Here is a 14,873-nt window from a genome sequence, read left to right as displayed (position 1 = left end):
GCTCCTCCGCGGGCAGCGATGCCGTCTCGCGGAGGACCGGGATCGCCGCCGCGCTCGCGGCTTCTCGTTAGACGGGAGCCGGTCCGTCGGCAAGGCCCGGCACGTCCCCGCGGACGGCGACATTTTCCGTCTCCGGGCGTTGAGTGGATAGGACGCGAAGCGAAGGAACGCCACGCCGTGCGGGTCATGCGAACTGCGGCCACGGTCGAGGAGAAGGAAGATCTGCTCTCGGAGACATCCGTGCTGCGGCCAGGGCGGAACGTCTGGCGGATCGAACGTGCCGACCGCGCCGCCGTGCTGGTCGACGCCGCGGCCTATTTCGGGGCGCTGCGCTCGGCCATGCGGCAGGCCAGGCACCGGATCCTGATCGTCGGCTGGGACATCGACAGCCGCACGCCCCTGGTCGGGCCGGAGGGCGAGCCGCGCGACGGGCTGCCGGCGACGCTGGGCGATTTCCTCTGCGCCCTCGTCCGCGAGCGGCCCGAGCTGTCGGTCAAGCTGCTGCTGTGGAACTACTCGCTCTACTACGCGCTGGAGCGGGAGCCGCTGCCGCTGCTGGCGCTGCAATGGAGCACGCCGCCGCAGATCGAGCTGTGCCTGGACGACGAGATCCCGGTCGGCTCCTCGCACCACCAGAAGATCGTGGTGATCGACGACGCGGTCGCCTTCGTCGGCGGGCTCGACCTGACCGTGCGACGCTGGGACACGGCCGACCACCTGCCGGCCAACCCGTTGCGCGTCGACCCGGCCGGCGTCCCCTACCCGCCGTTCCACGATGTGCAGATGATGGTGGACGGCCCCGCCGCGCGAGCCCTGGCCGAGCTGGTCCGCTGGCGGTGGCAGCGCGCGAGCTGCGAGGCACTGCCCGCCGTCGCCGCCCGAACCATGTCCTGGCCCGAGGGGGTCGGGGCGGAGTTCCGCGACGTCACGGTCGGCATCTCGCGCACGCTTCCGCTCTATCCCGGCGAGGGCGAGGTGCGTGAGATCGAAACCCTGTTCGAGGATATGATCGATGCCGCGCGGGAATCGATCTACATTGAGAACCAGTTCCTGACCTGCATCGGCATCGCGGAGCGCCTGGCCCGGCGGATGCGGGCGGTGCCGACGCTGGAGGCGGTGGTCGTGGTGCCGCGCGTCCATCACAGCTGGGTAGAGCATCGCACCATGGCGATCGGCCGGATGCGCTTCATCGAGATCCTGCGCGCCGCCGGTGTCGGCGATCGCGTGCGGGTGCTGTCTCCGCGGAGCGACCGCGACGGCTCGACCGCCGACGTGATGGTGCATTCGAAGCTGATGATCGTGGACGACCGGCTGCTGCGGGTCGGCTCCGCCAATCTCTGCAACCGGTCGATGGGCGTCGACAGCGAGTGCGATCTGGCCGTCGAGGCCGTCGACGCGGTGGAACGCCGGGCCGTCCGGGCGGTCCGCGCCCGCCTGCTGGGCGAGCATTGCGGGGTTGCGCCGGAGGAGATGGAGCGGCGGATCCGCGAGGCCGGTTCGCTGCTCGCCGCCGTGGACACGGCCGGGAACGGACAGCGCCGCCTGGTGCCGATCGACGATCTCCGGACGGTCGCGGAGGAATGGGGCTGGGCCGTCGCGGCGGTGGCCGATCCCCGCCACCCGCTGCCGGCGACCGGCCTGGTCGACCGCAGCCTGGCCTCGGTCAAGGCGCGCTGGCGGGGCCTGCTGCGCGTCCTTCCGATCGCGCTGGCGGCCGTCCTGCTGGCGCTGGCCTGGGGCACCACCGACCTCGCCGGTTGGGCCCATCCGGGCCGGCTGCAGGAGTCGCTGCACGGTGTCGCCGGGACCGGCTGGGGAGCGCCGCTCGTCATCGGCGCCTTCGTGCTGGGCGGGCTGGTGATGTTCCCGGTGACCGTGCTGATCGCCGCGACCGCCGCCGCCTTCGGCGCATGGCCGGGGCTGGCCTATGCCGCGGCCGGCGCGCTGGCCAGCGCGCTCGCCGGCTATCTCATCGGCCTCGTGGCCGGCGAAAGGGCGCTGCACGCCGCCATGGGCCCGCGCCTGCACCGGATCCGCGACGGGATCGCCCGCCGCGGGGTCATCGCCATGGCCACGATCCGCATGGTCCCGATCGCGCCCTTCACCATGGTCAACCTGGTCGCCGGCGCCGCGCGGATCCCGATCCTCGACTATCTTGTGGGCACGGCCCTCGGCCTGGCGCCCGGCCTGCTCGTCCTGTCCGCGCTGGGCGACCGCATCCTGTCGATCCTGCGCGACCCGTCGCTGGCGGAGATCGGCATCCTGCTGGCGGTCGTGGCCGCCTGGATCGCCCTGTCCGTCGGGCTGCAGGCGCTGGTGAGCCGGAGGCGGCGAACACGATCGTGACGGACGCCCCGCCGCTTCGGCTGCTGACCTGGAACATCCATGCCGGCATCGGCCCGGACCGCCGCTACGACCTCGATCGGGTGATCGCCCTGGTCCGACGGCACGCGCCCGACATCGTGGCGCTGCAGGAGGTGGATTCGCGCGGCCGCGGCACCGGCCCGGACTCGCCCTTCGCGCTGCTGGCGGCCGCTCTCGGCAACCACACCGCCGCAGCCCGGACCATCGTCGCGCCGGACGGGCACTACGGACACCTGCTGATCAGCCGCTGGCCTCTCTCGGCCATCAAGCTGCACGACCTGACCCATTCCCGCCGCGAGCCGCGATGCGCCATCGAGACCATGGTCTCGGCCCCGGGCGGCCCCCTCCACCTCGCCTCGGTGCATCTCGGCCTCGATTTCGCCGAACGGCGCCACCAAGCGGCGCTGCTGGCCCGGATCGCCGACAGCGCGGCGCGGACCTCGGTGATGCTCGGCGACTTCAACGACTGGACCTGGAACGGTGCCGTCCGGCGGTCGCTGGCCCAGGTGCTGCCGGGGCGAACCCCGCAGCGCACCTTCCCGGCCTGCTGCCCCATCCTGACGCTGGACCGGGTCTATTGCCGGCCGCGCCACGCCCTGCTGCGCAGCTGGGTCGACCCGCAGGGCCGGCGCGTCTCCGACCACCTGCCGGTGATCGCGGAGATCCGCATCGACCCGGTGCCGATGGCGTCGGAACCCGCGATCCTGCCTCAACGTTGACCAGGCAGGTTCGTCACGCCCTGCCCGCCCATGCGGAGCCGATCATGAGACGACTCCTGGCGACGGCCCTGGGGCTCGCCATATCGGCCTGCCCCGCGACCGCCGCGATCGCCCAGAGCGGCAACACCGCCGCGCAGCCGGTGCAGACCGACGCCGCCGGCTATGTCCGGGAGACCGCGATCAGCGGTCTGTTCGAGATCTCCGCCGCCCAAGCGGCGCTGGAGAAGGCGTCCTCCGACGACGTCCGCAGCTTCGCCCGGATGATGCTCGACGACCACACCAAGGCCGGCGAGCAATTGACGGACGCGGCCAAGAGCCAGAATCTCGCGACCGCCCTGCCGACGGCGGTGGACGCCCGGCACGACGAAGCTCTGCGGGATCTGGCCAATGCCACCGAGCAGGACTTCGACCGGCTCTACATGCGGACCCAGGTGGAGGCGCATAGGGCAGCGCTGAAGCTGCAGCAGGACTACAGCAGCTTCGGCGCCAATCCGGCGCTGAAGGCGATCGCGACGCAGCTGCTGCCGGTCATCAAACGCCATCTCGATCAGGCGCAGACGATCCTCGACCGGCTCGGCAAGGCATAGATCCCTCACCCTTTCCGGAAATTCGATGAAAATCTCCACCAAATGAGATTGCGAGTCATTATTATTCTTGTTAATGAGCACCCGCATTCGAAGACGGGTGGGCGACAACCGCCGGTGCCCGCGGTTCCGGATAAGAAGGATGGGGTGGCATGGGTGCTGGATACGGCGCGCGCGACCGCGTGCGGATGTTGCTAACGACAACCATTCTCGTCGCGGTTGGAGGGCCGGCCTTGGCCCAGGCCCAGGAGCAGACTCAGGCGCAGCCCCAGACCCAGACGCAAGCGCCCCCGGCCACGAACGGCCTTGTCCTGGCCCCCATCGTCGTCACCGGCCAGGGGGAGGACCCGACCGGCCCGGTGCAGGGCTTTGTCGCCAATACCAGCCTCAGCGCCACCAAGACCAACACGCCGCTGATCGAGACGCCGCAGTCGATCTCGGTGGTCACCAGGGACCAGATGACGGCGACCAACGCCGAGACCCTGTCGCAGGCGCTGGCCTACACCCCGGGCCTCACCTTCCAGTCCGGCGCCTACAGCCGGATGAATGATGATTTCATGATCCGCGGCTTCAACGTCGCGACCGGCGGATCCGGCATGCTGCGCGACGGCATGCGGCTGCAGCCCAACGTCTACGACGGCAACCAGGAGCCCTACGGGCTGGAGCGCATCGAGGTGCTGCGCGGCCCGTCCTCGGTGCTCTACGGCCAGCTCAGCCCCGGCGGCGTGGTCAATGCCATCAGCAAGCGGCCGACCGACACGCCGTTCCACGAACTGAACGCCGAATACGGCAGCTACGGCCGCACCCAGTTCTCCGGCGACTTCAGCGGCCCCGTCGATGATGCCGGCATGCTGTCCTACCGGCTGACCGGTCTGTGGCGCAATTCTGGCAACTGGGTTGATCATGTCCCCGATGACAAGCTGTACATCGCCCCGGCGTTCACCCTGCAGCCCTCAGATTCGACCAAGATCACCTTCCTGAGCAACTATCAGGAGATCTACACCCGCTTCGCGCCGCCGATGGATTATGAGGACCTGCGCAAAGAGCGGATCCCGCGCGATCTGTTCATCGGCCAGAAGGGCTTCGACCGCTACTACAGCGAAACCTACTCGCTCGGCTACCAGTTCGAGCACAAGTTCAACGACAGCCTGACGCTGCGCAACTCGCTGCGCTATTTCCATTCCGACGTCCTGTGGGATTACCTGACCTACGGCACGCTTACGGGCGATTCCCTGAGCCGGGGCGTGAGCAAGCGCTTCGAAAGCTCGGACAGCTTCACCACCGACACCTCGCTGGAGGCGAAGGTCGAGACCGGGCCGGTCGAGCATACGCTCCTGGCGGGGGTCGATACCTGGGGCCTCGACTACGACACGAACCGCTTCACCTCCGGCTCGGTCGGCCCCCTCGACATCCACGACCCGGTCTACGACGCGACCGTGACCATCAACACCAGCAACAACAGCGGCTTCAACAACAAGGGCTCGCAGGTCGGCATCTATCTCCAGGATCAGATGAAGATCTATGACAAGCTGATCCTGGTGCTCGGCGGCCGTTACGATTGGGCGGACGCCTACAACACCAGCTACCGCCCCGACCCTTGGCTCGTCCTCCGGAACCTCGACCGGAAGCAGGACCGCTCCGACAGCGCCTTCACCGGCCGCGTCGGGCTGCTTTACCTGTTCGACAACGGCTTCGCGCCGTACGCCAGCTTCAGCCAGTCTTTCCAGCCCACCGCGCTGAATGCCGGCATCAACCGGGACGGGGAACTGTTCGAGCCGACCAAGGCCGACCAGTACGAGATCGGCCTGCGTTACCAGCCGCCCGGCGAGAACTTCATCATCAGCGGCGCCATCTACCGGATCGACCAGGACCATGTCCTGACCGCCGATCCGACCGACCCGACCCGATCCTTTTCGGTTCAGACCGGCAAGGTGCGATCGCAGGGTATCGAGCTGGAGGCCCGGGCCAGCTTCGGTGCGCTCAACCTCGTCGCGTCCTACGCCTATACCGATGCCCGCACCGTCGAGAGCGACGATCTGTTCACGAAGGACGAGCGTCTCGCCCTGGTGCCCTATCACAATATTGCCCTGTGGGCCGACTACAAGCTGGACGACCTCGGCGTCAGGGGCCTGACGATCGGCGCCGGGCTGCAGTATCTAAGCTCCACCAACCTCCCGGGGGTCACCCTCTCCAGCAACAACCAACTCGAGAAGGTCGACGAGGACGTGCCGGGCCGACTGCTGGTCGACGCGATGATCGCCTATGATTTCGGCGCGATTGACGACCGCCTTGCGGGCACCACGCTGCAGCTCAACGCCAAGAACCTGTTCGACGAGGAGTACATGACCTGCACCGATATCAGCGGATGCCGCTACGGCGAGCCCCTCACCGTGTCGGCCACCCTGGGCTATCGCTGGTGAGCCGCTGATGCCGACCCGGCGCGCGGTCCTCGGCGGGATCGGCCTGGCCCTCGCCGGCCCGGCCTGGGCGCGCGCGCAGGCCCCGGGACCGGCGCGCCGGGTCGCGGCCCTCGACCTGCTGCTGACCGAGATGCTGCTGACCCTGGGCATCACGCCCGCCGCGATCGGCAATATCCCCCTGTACCAGAGGCTGGTGGCCGAGCCGGCGCTGCCGGACGGCGTGCCGGATCTGGGCCCGCTGCAGGAGCCGAATCTCGAGCTGCTGCAATATCTGCGGCCCGACCTCGTCCTGGCCCCGTCCTGGGCGGAGGTCGGACAGAACAACCTCAAACGCATCGCCCCGGTCGCCTGGCTGCCGACCTTCTCCAAGGAGAAGCCGGCGCTGGACCACGCGCGGGACCTGCTGATCCGGGTGGCGGCGCTGACCGGCCGCGACGCCGAGGCCCGAGCCTGGGCCGACCGCGCCGACGCCACCCTGGCCGAGGCCCGCCGGGTCCTTGAGCCCTGGACCGACCGGCCGGTCTATGTTGTCCGCTTCATGGAGGATGGGCGCCACGCCGCGATCTTCGGCGGCAACGGCATGATCGGCGACGTCCTGTCCCGCCTCGGCCTGCGCAACGCCTGGACCGGGCGGACCAATGTCTGGGGCACCACTTCGATCGGCATTGAGCAGCTGGCCGGCAACGCCGAGGCTCGGCTGATCCATTTCGACCGCGGCGCCGAAACCGAACGTGCCCTGCGGCAGCTCGCCACCAGCCCGCTCTGGGCCGCGCTGCCGGCGGTGCGCCAGGGCCGGGTGATCGAGATGCCGGTGGTGTATCCGAATGGCGGGCTGTTCTCGGCCACGCGCTTCGCCCAGCAGCTGGCACAGGTGTTGCCGGCGCAGGGGACCGCGAATGGCTGACATCGCTCTGCCCCGGCCGGCGACTGCCGGCCGCCCGGCGCTCCTGGCAGCCCTGCTGATCACCGCCGCCCTGGGGCTGTTCCTGCACCACCTGACGGCGCTGCTGTCGCCGGCGGACTGGGCGCAAGCCCTGATCGCGCCGGACCCGACCGACATGCGCCAGATGCTGGCGCAATACAGCCTGCTGCCGCGGCTGGTGGTCGGGCTGCTGGGCGGCGCCGCCCTCGGCCTCGCCGGCGTGCTGTTCCAGCAGGCGCTGCGCAACCCGCTGGCCGAGCCCGGCACGCTCGGCGTCTTCGCCGGGGCGAAGCTGGCCCTGATCGCCGCCACGCTGTCGGCGCCGTTCCTCCTCGAAGCCGGGCAGGAGGTCGCCGCTCTCCTCGGCGGCGTTGCGGCCGTGGCGCTGGTGCTGGCGCTGAGCGGGCGCCATCGGCTGGCGCCGATCGCCGTGATCCTGGCCGGGCTGGTCGTCTCTCTCTATCTCGACGCCGCCGGCAAGATGCTGGTGCTGTTCAACCACCAGGCCCTGACCGACCTGTTCGTGTTCCAGGGCGGGTCGCTGAACCAGAACGACTGGGGCGTGGCGCTCGCCCTGGCGCCGCGGCTGGCCCTGGCGGCGCTGGCGAGCGCGCTGATGCTGCGGCCGCTGACGCTTCTCGACCTCGACGAACAGGGCGCGCGCGGCCTCGGCCTCTCGCCGGCCGCGGCACGGCTGGCGGCGATTGCCGTCGCGGTGCTGCTCAGCGCCTCCGTCGCCGCCCTGGTCGGGCCGATCGGCTTCATCGGGCTGGCCGGCCCTGCCATCGCCCGCCTCGCCGGCGCGCGCCGCTTCCGCGACCGCCTGGTCTGGGGGGCTGCGGTGTCCGCCGGTCTGCTGGCGCTGACCGACCAGCTTCTGCAATTCGTCGAGGGCGCCGGCGCCGCACCGACCGGCGCGGTCACCGCCATCCTCGGGGCGCCGCTGCTGCTGTGGCTGCTGCGCCGGCTGCGGCCGGCGGGCGAAGCCCGGCCGGACCGGGCGATGTGGTCCGCCGAGCACCGTCGCCGGCATCCCTGGATCTGGGTCGCAGGCATCCTGCTGCTGCTCGGCGCCATCGTCTGGGCCGCGCTGGCGCTGGGCCGCACGCCGGAGGGATGGCACTGGAGCACGGGAAGCGATCTCGAGCTGTTGCTGCCCTGGCGTGCTCCCCGCGTCGCCGCCGCGCTGGGCGCCGGCTTCATGCTCGCGGCCGCCGGCGTGGTGCTGCAGCGCCTGACCGGCAATGCCATGGCGAGCCCGGAGCTGCTCGGCGTCTCCTCCGGCGCCGCGCTGGCACTGATCGTGGCGGCGGTCGCCGTGCCCGGGCTGGATCGCCTGGCCCTGACGGCCGTGGCCGGCCTCGGCGCGCTGGCGGCGCTGCTGGCGGTCCTCTCGCTCGGGAGGCGATCGGCCTTCTCGTCGGAGCACATGCTGCTGGCCGGCACGGCGCTGACCATGATCGCGGCGTCCTTCATGGTGGCGCTGCTGTTCAGCGGAGATCCGCGCACCGCCCTGCTGCTGGGCTGGCTGTCGGGATCGACCTACGGCGTCTCGGGCCGGGACGCCGTGATCACCTGCGGCCTCGCCCTTGCGGCCGCCCTGATCCTGCCCCTGGCCGGGCGCTGGCTGACCATCCTGCCGCTCGGCGCCGCGACCGGCCGGTCGCTCGGCCTGTCTCTGGCCCGCAGCCGGGCCGCCCTGCTGCTGCTGACCGCCCTGTTGACGGCCGGGGCGACGCTGACCGTCGGCCCTCTGAGCTTCGTCGGCCTGATGGCGCCGCACATGGTCCGCATGCTCGGCATCCGGCGGCCGACGCCGCAGATCCTGGCGGCCGGGCTGCTCGGCGCCGGGCTGATGGTGCTGGCCGACTGGCTGGGCCGCACCGTCGTCTTCCCCTGGCAGGTCCCGGCCGGGCTGGTCGCCACCTTCGTCGGCGGCACCTATTTCATCTGGCTGATGCAACGGCGATGATCGACGCGATCGCCCCGATCTTCGCCGGCCCCCTCGCCGATTTCGCCGACCGGCTGGTCCTGGCCGACGATCCGCGGCCGGCGGTGCCGGGGTCGGACCTCCTGGATCCCGCCGTGCTGGGCCCGGTCCTGGAGCGCTTCGCCGGGCGATACGACCAGCCGGAGCCACGGGCCGTGGCCTCGCTGTGGGCGAAATGGCATTTCTGGATGCTGCTGACCCCGGTGGTCGCGGCGAGTCTGCTGCTGGAGCACGGGCTGCCGACCGGGCTCGACGAGGTCGGGGTGGTCCTGGCGCCGGACGGGCAGACGACGGCGTTCAAGCTGCCGCATGGCGGCGGCCGGGCCGCCCCCGCCGACGGATTCGAGCGCTTCGGCCCCTTGGTCGACCACCACATCGAGCCCCTGGTCCGTGCCCTGTCGGCACAGAGCGGCGCCACCGCGAAGGTGCTGTGGAGCAATGTCGGCAACCTGTTCGAGAATCTGCTGCGCCAGATTGAGGCCTCGGGCATGGCGCGCGGCCCCGGCCCGGCCCAGGCCCGCGCCCTGCTGGCCAGCCGCGATTGGCCCGGCCGACGCGCCAACCCGCTGTTCGAGCCGGTGCGCTATGTCGATCGCGGCGGCGAGCGGAAAAGGCTGCGGCGCGTCTGCTGCATCCGCTATCTGATCCCCAACCTGGACTACTGCTCGACCTGCCCGCTGGTGAAAGCGAGAACGGCATGAACCACACCGCCCCCGCGCCTGCGGCCGAGACCGACGCCGCGCCGGCGATGTTCGAGCTGTCGCAGGTCGCCTTCGCCGTGACCGACCGCACCCTGCTGCAACCGCTCGACCTCACGCTCGCACCGCACCGGGTCACCGGGCTGATCGGCCACAACGGCTCCGGCAAATCGACGCTGCTGAAGATCCTGGCGCGGCAGCAGCCGCCGAGCGCAGGCGCCGTCCGTTTCGAGGGGCGCCCGCTCAGGGACTGGGCCGACCGCGCCTTCGCCCGCCGGGTCGCCTATCTGCCGCAGCAGACGCCGCCCGCCTCCGGCCTGCTGGTGCGCGAGCTGGTGGCGCTGGGGCGCTATCCCTGGCACGGGGCGCTCGGCCGCTTCGGCGCCGGCGACCGGGCGAAGGTCGAGGAGGCGATGGCGCTGACCGACATCGCCCCCTTCGCCGACCGGCTGGTCGAGACCCTGTCGGGCGGTGAGCGGCAGCGCGCCTGGCTGGCCATGCTGGTGGCGCAGGATGCTGCCTGCCTCTTGCTGGACGAGCCGATCTCCGCCCTCGACATCGCGCATCAGGTCGAGGTGCTGGCGCTGGTGCAGCGGCTGAGCCGCAGCAAGGGTCTGGGCGTCGTGGTGGTGCTGCACGACATCAACATGGCGGCGCGGTTCTGCGACGAGATCGTGGCGCTGCATTCCGGCCGGCTGATCGCCCGCGGCACGCCGGATGCCATCCTGCGGCCGGACCGGCTGCAGGCGATCTACGGCATCCCGATGGGCGTCCTGCCCAACCCGGCCGGCGGCCCGCCGATCAGCTATCCGCACTGACCGGCGGCCCCCTCCCCCGCCTTACTGGGCCGCCACCGCCAGGACGGCATCGACCCGGCGCAGCGCATCCCGGACCCCGGACTGGAATTCCGGGGAGTGGATGATGTCGAGATGCGTGGCGCCCGGCACCCGGGCCAGCGCCGCCACTGGCGCCAGCAGGCTCCAGTCGCGCAGCCGCTCCGGCCGGCCCAGCGAATCCTCCGCCTGCCAGACATGCACCGGCAGGCCGAGCGGCCGGTAGGCGTAGCGCGCGGCGCGCAGCCGCTTGTCCAGCATTGCCCATAGTTCGAACTCGCGCGAGGTCAGGTCGGGCCCGTCCGCCGGCAGGCCGTCGGCGTGGGTCAGGACGTATTCGTCCAGCGCCGCCTTTTCGGCCTCGTCCATCAGCGCAAACAGAGACCGCCACTGCGCCGCCATGGCCGAGCGGCCGAGCCATTGCTCCAGCAGGGAGGCAGCCCGCTGCCGCTCCTCCACCGCCAATTGCCGGTCCGTGCGGACATCGACGTTCTCGAAGACATCGACCAAGCCGAGGAACTCGATGCTCACCCGGTCCTTCAGCCGATGCGCCGTCTCGAAGGCCAGGTCGCCACCGGAGGACCAGCCCAGCAGGGCGCAGCGCCCGCCGGCGGTGCGCTCGATATGGGCGGCGAACTCCTCGGCCAGGGCGGCCATGTCGTAGCCGCGCCAGCGCTGCTGCGTGTAGACATGGCTGACGAAGCCGGTCACCGGGCGGTCGCCGCCCAGCGCCGCGACCATCGAGGCGAATTCGGTCGAGTTCACGATCAGCCCCGGCAGGCAGTAGAGCGGTACCCCGTCGCCGCCGCGCTGGAGATGCACGACCTCCGGCCCCTTCGGCGGCTCCGGCGCGATCCGCGCCGCCAGATCGGCGAGGCTGCGGGCGTTCAGGATGTCGGCCAGGGTCAGCGCCTGCCCTCCCGCCAGCCCCTGCTTGCGGATCCGGGCCAGGAGCTTGAGGCTGAGGATCGAGTCCCCGCCCAGGGCGAAGAAGTTGTCGTCGCGGCCGATCGCGTCGGTGCCGAGCAGGCCGGACCAGAGGGCGGCCAGCGCCTGCTCGGTCTCGCCGCGCGGCGGATCGTCGGCCGGTTTCGCCGCCTCCGGCGCCGGCAGCGCCTTGCGGTCGAGCTTGCCGTTGGCGGTGACCGGCAGGGCATCGAGCCGCACCCAGGCGGCCGGGACCATGTAGTCCGGCAGCCGGGCGGCGAGCCGGGCCTTCGCCGTCTCCAGATCCGTGCCGGCCGGCGCCGCGACATAGGCGACGAGCTGCATCCGGCCATCCTCCGCCGGCAGTGCCACCACCGCGGCGTCGGCGATGCCGTCGAGGCTGCGCAGCGCCGTCGCCACCTCGCCCGGTTCGACCCGGTAGCCGCGGATCTTCACTTGGTCGTCGGCCCGGCCGAGGAACTCCAGGCTGCCATCGGCCAGCCGCCGCACCCGGTCGCCGGTGCGGTACAGCCGGGCGCCGGGCGGACCGAAGGGATCGGGCACGAAACGTTCCGCCGTCAGGTCCGGCCGGCCGAGATAGCCGCGCGCCACGCCGGGGCCGCCGAGATAGAGCTGGCCCGCCGCGCCGGCCGGCACCGGGTTGAAATGGCCGTCCAGCACATGCGCCGCGGCATCCGGCAGGGGCCGGCCGATCGGCAGCGTGCCGGCCGCGCGCCAGGCCGCGACGGCGGGCTGGCACAGGGCGCCGACCGTGGCCTCGGTCGGTCCGTAATGGTTGACCACGCGGCAGCCGGGCGCCAGCTCGCGGATCCGGTCCAGCAGCGGCCAGCCGGTCGCCTCGCCGCCCAGCACCAGAGTGTGGGCCGGCAGCGCGTCCTGCGGCCGGCGCGCCTGCAGCAGCGCCTGCAGGTGGCTGGGCACGATCTTCAGCACCTCGATGCGCTGGGCAGCCATGTATTCGGCGAAGCGGTCGGGGTCGAAGGCGCGGGCCGGGTCGATCAGGTGCAGCTCGCCGCCGCCATACAGCGCGCCGTACAGCACGGTGTTGCCGAGATCGGCGGCGACGGTCGAGACCATCGCCATCCGCGCCCCCTCCGGCAGGTCCAGGACCTGCAGCACGCCGCGGGCATAGTCGGCGATGCCGCCGCGGGTGACCACCACACCCTTGGGCTTGCCGGTCGAGCCCGAGGTGTAGATCAGGCAGCCGGCCTGGTCCGGCGCCGGCTCGGGCAGTGGGACCGTCGCATCATCGGCATCGTCGTCCAGCGACAGGCGCAGCACCTCGCAGCCGAAGCTCTCGGACGTCTCCGCATCGACCAGAAGCCAGCGAGCGCCGCTGTCGGCCACCAGCTCCGCCCGCCGCTCCGCCGGCGCCGCGGGGTCGAGCGGCAGATAGGTCGCGCCGGCCTTGAGCACGCCGAGGATGCCCAGCACCCATTCCGGCGTGCGCCCCATCTGCAGCGCCACTCGGTCCTCGGGCCGGACGCCGCGGGCGACCAGCCGCCGGGCCAGCCGGTCGGAGACCCGGTCGAGCTGCGCCCTGGTGCAGGACCTGTCCTCGTGCCGGACCGCGACCGCCTCCGGCCGTGCTGCCGCCTGCGCCCGCCAGACCGCGACCAGGTCGGCCGGCGGCTTGGCGCTGGCCGGGCCGAAGGCGGTCCCCGGCGCCGGGGCCGGCGCAAGATCGACCAGGCGCCGCTCCGGCGCCGCCACCACGGCGTCGGCCAGGGCGGCGAAATCCGTTGCCAGCCGCTCGACCGTCGCCGCGTCGAACACGTCGGTGGTGTAGGCGATGAGGATGTCGATCCCCTCCGCTCGGTCGGTGAAGTCGAGGCTGAGGTCGAAATGCGCGGCGCCGCTGCCCAGGCCGCGCAGCGTCATGGCCAGGCCGGCGAAGTCGCCGCCGCCCGGCGCGTCGGCCTGCTCGGTGCATTTCACCTGGAACAGCGGATGCACCCCGGCCTGGCGCGGCGGCGCCAACGCCTCGACCACCATGTCGAACGGCACGTCGATCCGGGTCTCAGCCGTCAGCAGGCCTTCGCGCACCTGGTCCAGCAGCGCGGTGAAGCCCCGGCGCTGGTCCAGGATCGTGCGCAGCACCGCGACATTGGTGAAGTAGCCGATCATCGGATGCGTCTCGGCCCGGCCGCGATGGGCCAGTGGCGCGCCGATGCGGATGTCGTCGCCGCCGCCGTTCCGCGCCAGCAGCAGCTTGAACAGCGCCAGCACCACCATGAAGGTCGAGGCGCCGCGGCTGCGGGCCAGGGCGCGCAACCCGTCGCTGACCGGCCTCGACAGCTGGAAGCGGTGCGCCGCCCCGGCCTCGCTGCGCTCCGCGGGACGTGGGCGGTCGAAGGGCAGGTCGAGCGGCGGGTGGCTGTCGCCCAGCGCCGCCTTCCAGGCATCGAGCTGCCGCGCCTCCTCCCCCGCCTCCAGCCAGTTGCGCTGCCAGGCGGCGTAGTCGGCATAGTGCAACGCCAACGGCGGCAGGCCCGACGGCTTCCCGTCGCGCCGGGCCGCGTAGAGGGCGGCGAAGTCGCGGATGATCAGCCCGATCGACCAGCCGTCGGCGACGATGTGGTGCAGGACCAGAACCAGCCGGTGCTCGCGGTCGGCCAGCACATGGAGCTCGAAGCGCAGCAGCGGACCGGCTTCGAGGTCGAAGGGTTGGCGCGCCAGAGCCTCGGCGAAGGCGTCACTCTCCGCCTCCCCTGCCGCGCGCAGGTCCCGGACCACGAAGGGCGGCGGCAGCTCGGCGTGAATGCGCTGCACCGGCCGGCCCTCGGCGTCGATGCCGAAGGTGGTGCGCAGCGCCTCATGCCGGGCGACCAGATCGCCCGCGGCCGCCTGCAGGGCCGCGGCGTCGAGATCGCCGGTGAGGGACAGGATGCCGGCCATGGTGTAGGCCGGGCTGGCGGGGTCGCGCTGCCAGGTCAGCCACAGCCCGCGCTGGGCGTGGGACAGCGGCAGGTCGCCGCCCCGCCGCGCCGGCACGATCGGCAGCGTGGCGAAATCCACCCCATGCTCGGCCAGCTTGTCCAGGAAGGCGCGGCGACGGTCCGGCGCCAGCGCAGCGAAGCGGCGGGCGATCTGCTGGGCATCGACGGTCATGTCAGGTCCTCGAGTTCGCTCATCCACTTGTTCATGTCCTCCAGTCGCGGCTCGGCGGCGCCGGCGGACAGGTCCAGGCTGGCGGCCAGCCCGGCGAGGGTCGGATGGTCGAAGAAATGGCGGATCGGCAGGGCGCGGCCGTGCCGCTCCAGCAGCAGCGCCCGCACCTTCATGGCGGCCAGCGAGTGCCCGCCGAGGTTGAAGAAGTCGTCGTGCCGGGAGACGTGGTCGAGGCCGAGGACGTCCTGCCAGATGCGGGCGATGGCCTGCTCGGTCTCGCCCTC

At 71.7% G+C, this 14,873-nt stretch carries 10 protein-coding genes; 8 read left to right on the top strand and 2 right to left on the bottom strand.

Features of this window, described 5'->3' with window-relative positions; translation table 11 throughout:
* The first annotated feature begins 186 nt into the window (after positions 1–186).
* From G537_RS41105 to G537_RS0131660, 8 genes are all read left to right on the top strand, one after another.
* Positions 187–2,346, top strand: coding sequence for a VTT domain-containing protein (locus tag G537_RS41105; RefSeq protein WP_034853740.1), 2,160 nt, complete (start codon positions 187–189; stop codon positions 2,344–2,346).
* A complete protein-coding gene (locus tag G537_RS41100) occupies positions 2,343–3,083 on the top strand; it encodes an endonuclease/exonuclease/phosphatase family protein (RefSeq protein ID WP_064742251.1) in 741 nt (246 codons plus the stop codon). The genes G537_RS41105 and G537_RS41100 overlap by 4 nt, the downstream gene beginning before the upstream one ends.
* Before the next feature lie 44 nt (positions 3,084–3,127).
* A complete protein-coding gene (locus G537_RS0131685) occupies positions 3,128–3,670 on the top strand; it encodes a DUF4142 domain-containing protein (protein ID WP_026873455.1) in 543 nt (180 codons plus the stop codon).
* Positions 3,671–3,900: 230 nt separating this feature from the next.
* Complete coding sequence (locus G537_RS0131680) at positions 3,901–6,087, top strand: TonB-dependent siderophore receptor (RefSeq protein WP_051249392.1); 2,187 nt, start codon at positions 3,901–3,903, stop codon at positions 6,085–6,087.
* Between the two features lie 7 nt (positions 6,088–6,094).
* Positions 6,095–6,991 carry an ABC transporter substrate-binding protein gene (locus G537_RS0131675; RefSeq protein ID WP_034853738.1) on the top strand — a complete coding sequence of 299 codons (897 nt, stop codon included), beginning with the start codon at positions 6,095–6,097 and terminating at the stop codon, positions 6,989–6,991.
* Positions 6,984–8,981 (top strand): Fe(3+)-hydroxamate ABC transporter permease FhuB, encoded by a 1,998-nt coding sequence (gene fhuB, locus G537_RS0131670; protein WP_051249391.1) that lies wholly within the window; start codon positions 6,984–6,986, stop codon positions 8,979–8,981. The genes G537_RS0131675 and fhuB overlap by 8 nt, the downstream gene beginning before the upstream one ends.
* Positions 8,978–9,700: a siderophore-iron reductase FhuF gene (gene fhuF / locus G537_RS0131665; protein WP_026873451.1), complete on the top strand. Its 723-nt coding sequence runs from the start codon at positions 8,978–8,980 to the stop codon at positions 9,698–9,700. Before fhuB ends, fhuF begins: the two co-directional genes overlap by 4 nt.
* Positions 9,697–10,515 (top strand): ATP-binding cassette domain-containing protein, encoded by an 819-nt coding sequence (locus tag G537_RS0131660; protein WP_034853735.1) that lies wholly within the window; start codon positions 9,697–9,699, stop codon positions 10,513–10,515. The genes fhuF and G537_RS0131660 overlap by 4 nt, the downstream gene beginning before the upstream one ends.
* Before the next feature lie 21 nt (positions 10,516–10,536).
* Here G537_RS0131660 and G537_RS0131655 read toward each other — a convergent pair whose 3' ends face one another.
* Both G537_RS0131655 and G537_RS41095 read right to left on the bottom strand, forming a co-directional pair.
* The gene (locus tag G537_RS0131655; RefSeq protein ID WP_026873449.1) at positions 10,537–14,589 is read right to left on the bottom strand and encodes a non-ribosomal peptide synthetase; all 4,053 of its coding nucleotides are present in this window, start codon (positions 14,587–14,589) and stop codon (positions 10,537–10,539) included.
* Positions 14,586–14,873, bottom strand: a 288-nt coding sequence (locus G537_RS41095; RefSeq protein ID WP_034853733.1) for a phosphopantetheine-binding protein, incomplete at its 5' end; no start/stop codon positions are given. The genes G537_RS0131655 and G537_RS41095, both read right to left, overlap by 4 nt.

The sequence above is a fragment of the Inquilinus limosus DSM 16000 genome, from assembly GCF_000423185.1.
GTDB lineage: Bacteria > Pseudomonadota > Alphaproteobacteria > DSM-16000 > Inquilinaceae > Inquilinus > Inquilinus limosus.
Note: the sequence above shows the minus strand (reverse complement) of the source record. Positions and strands in the feature narration are given on the sequence as shown.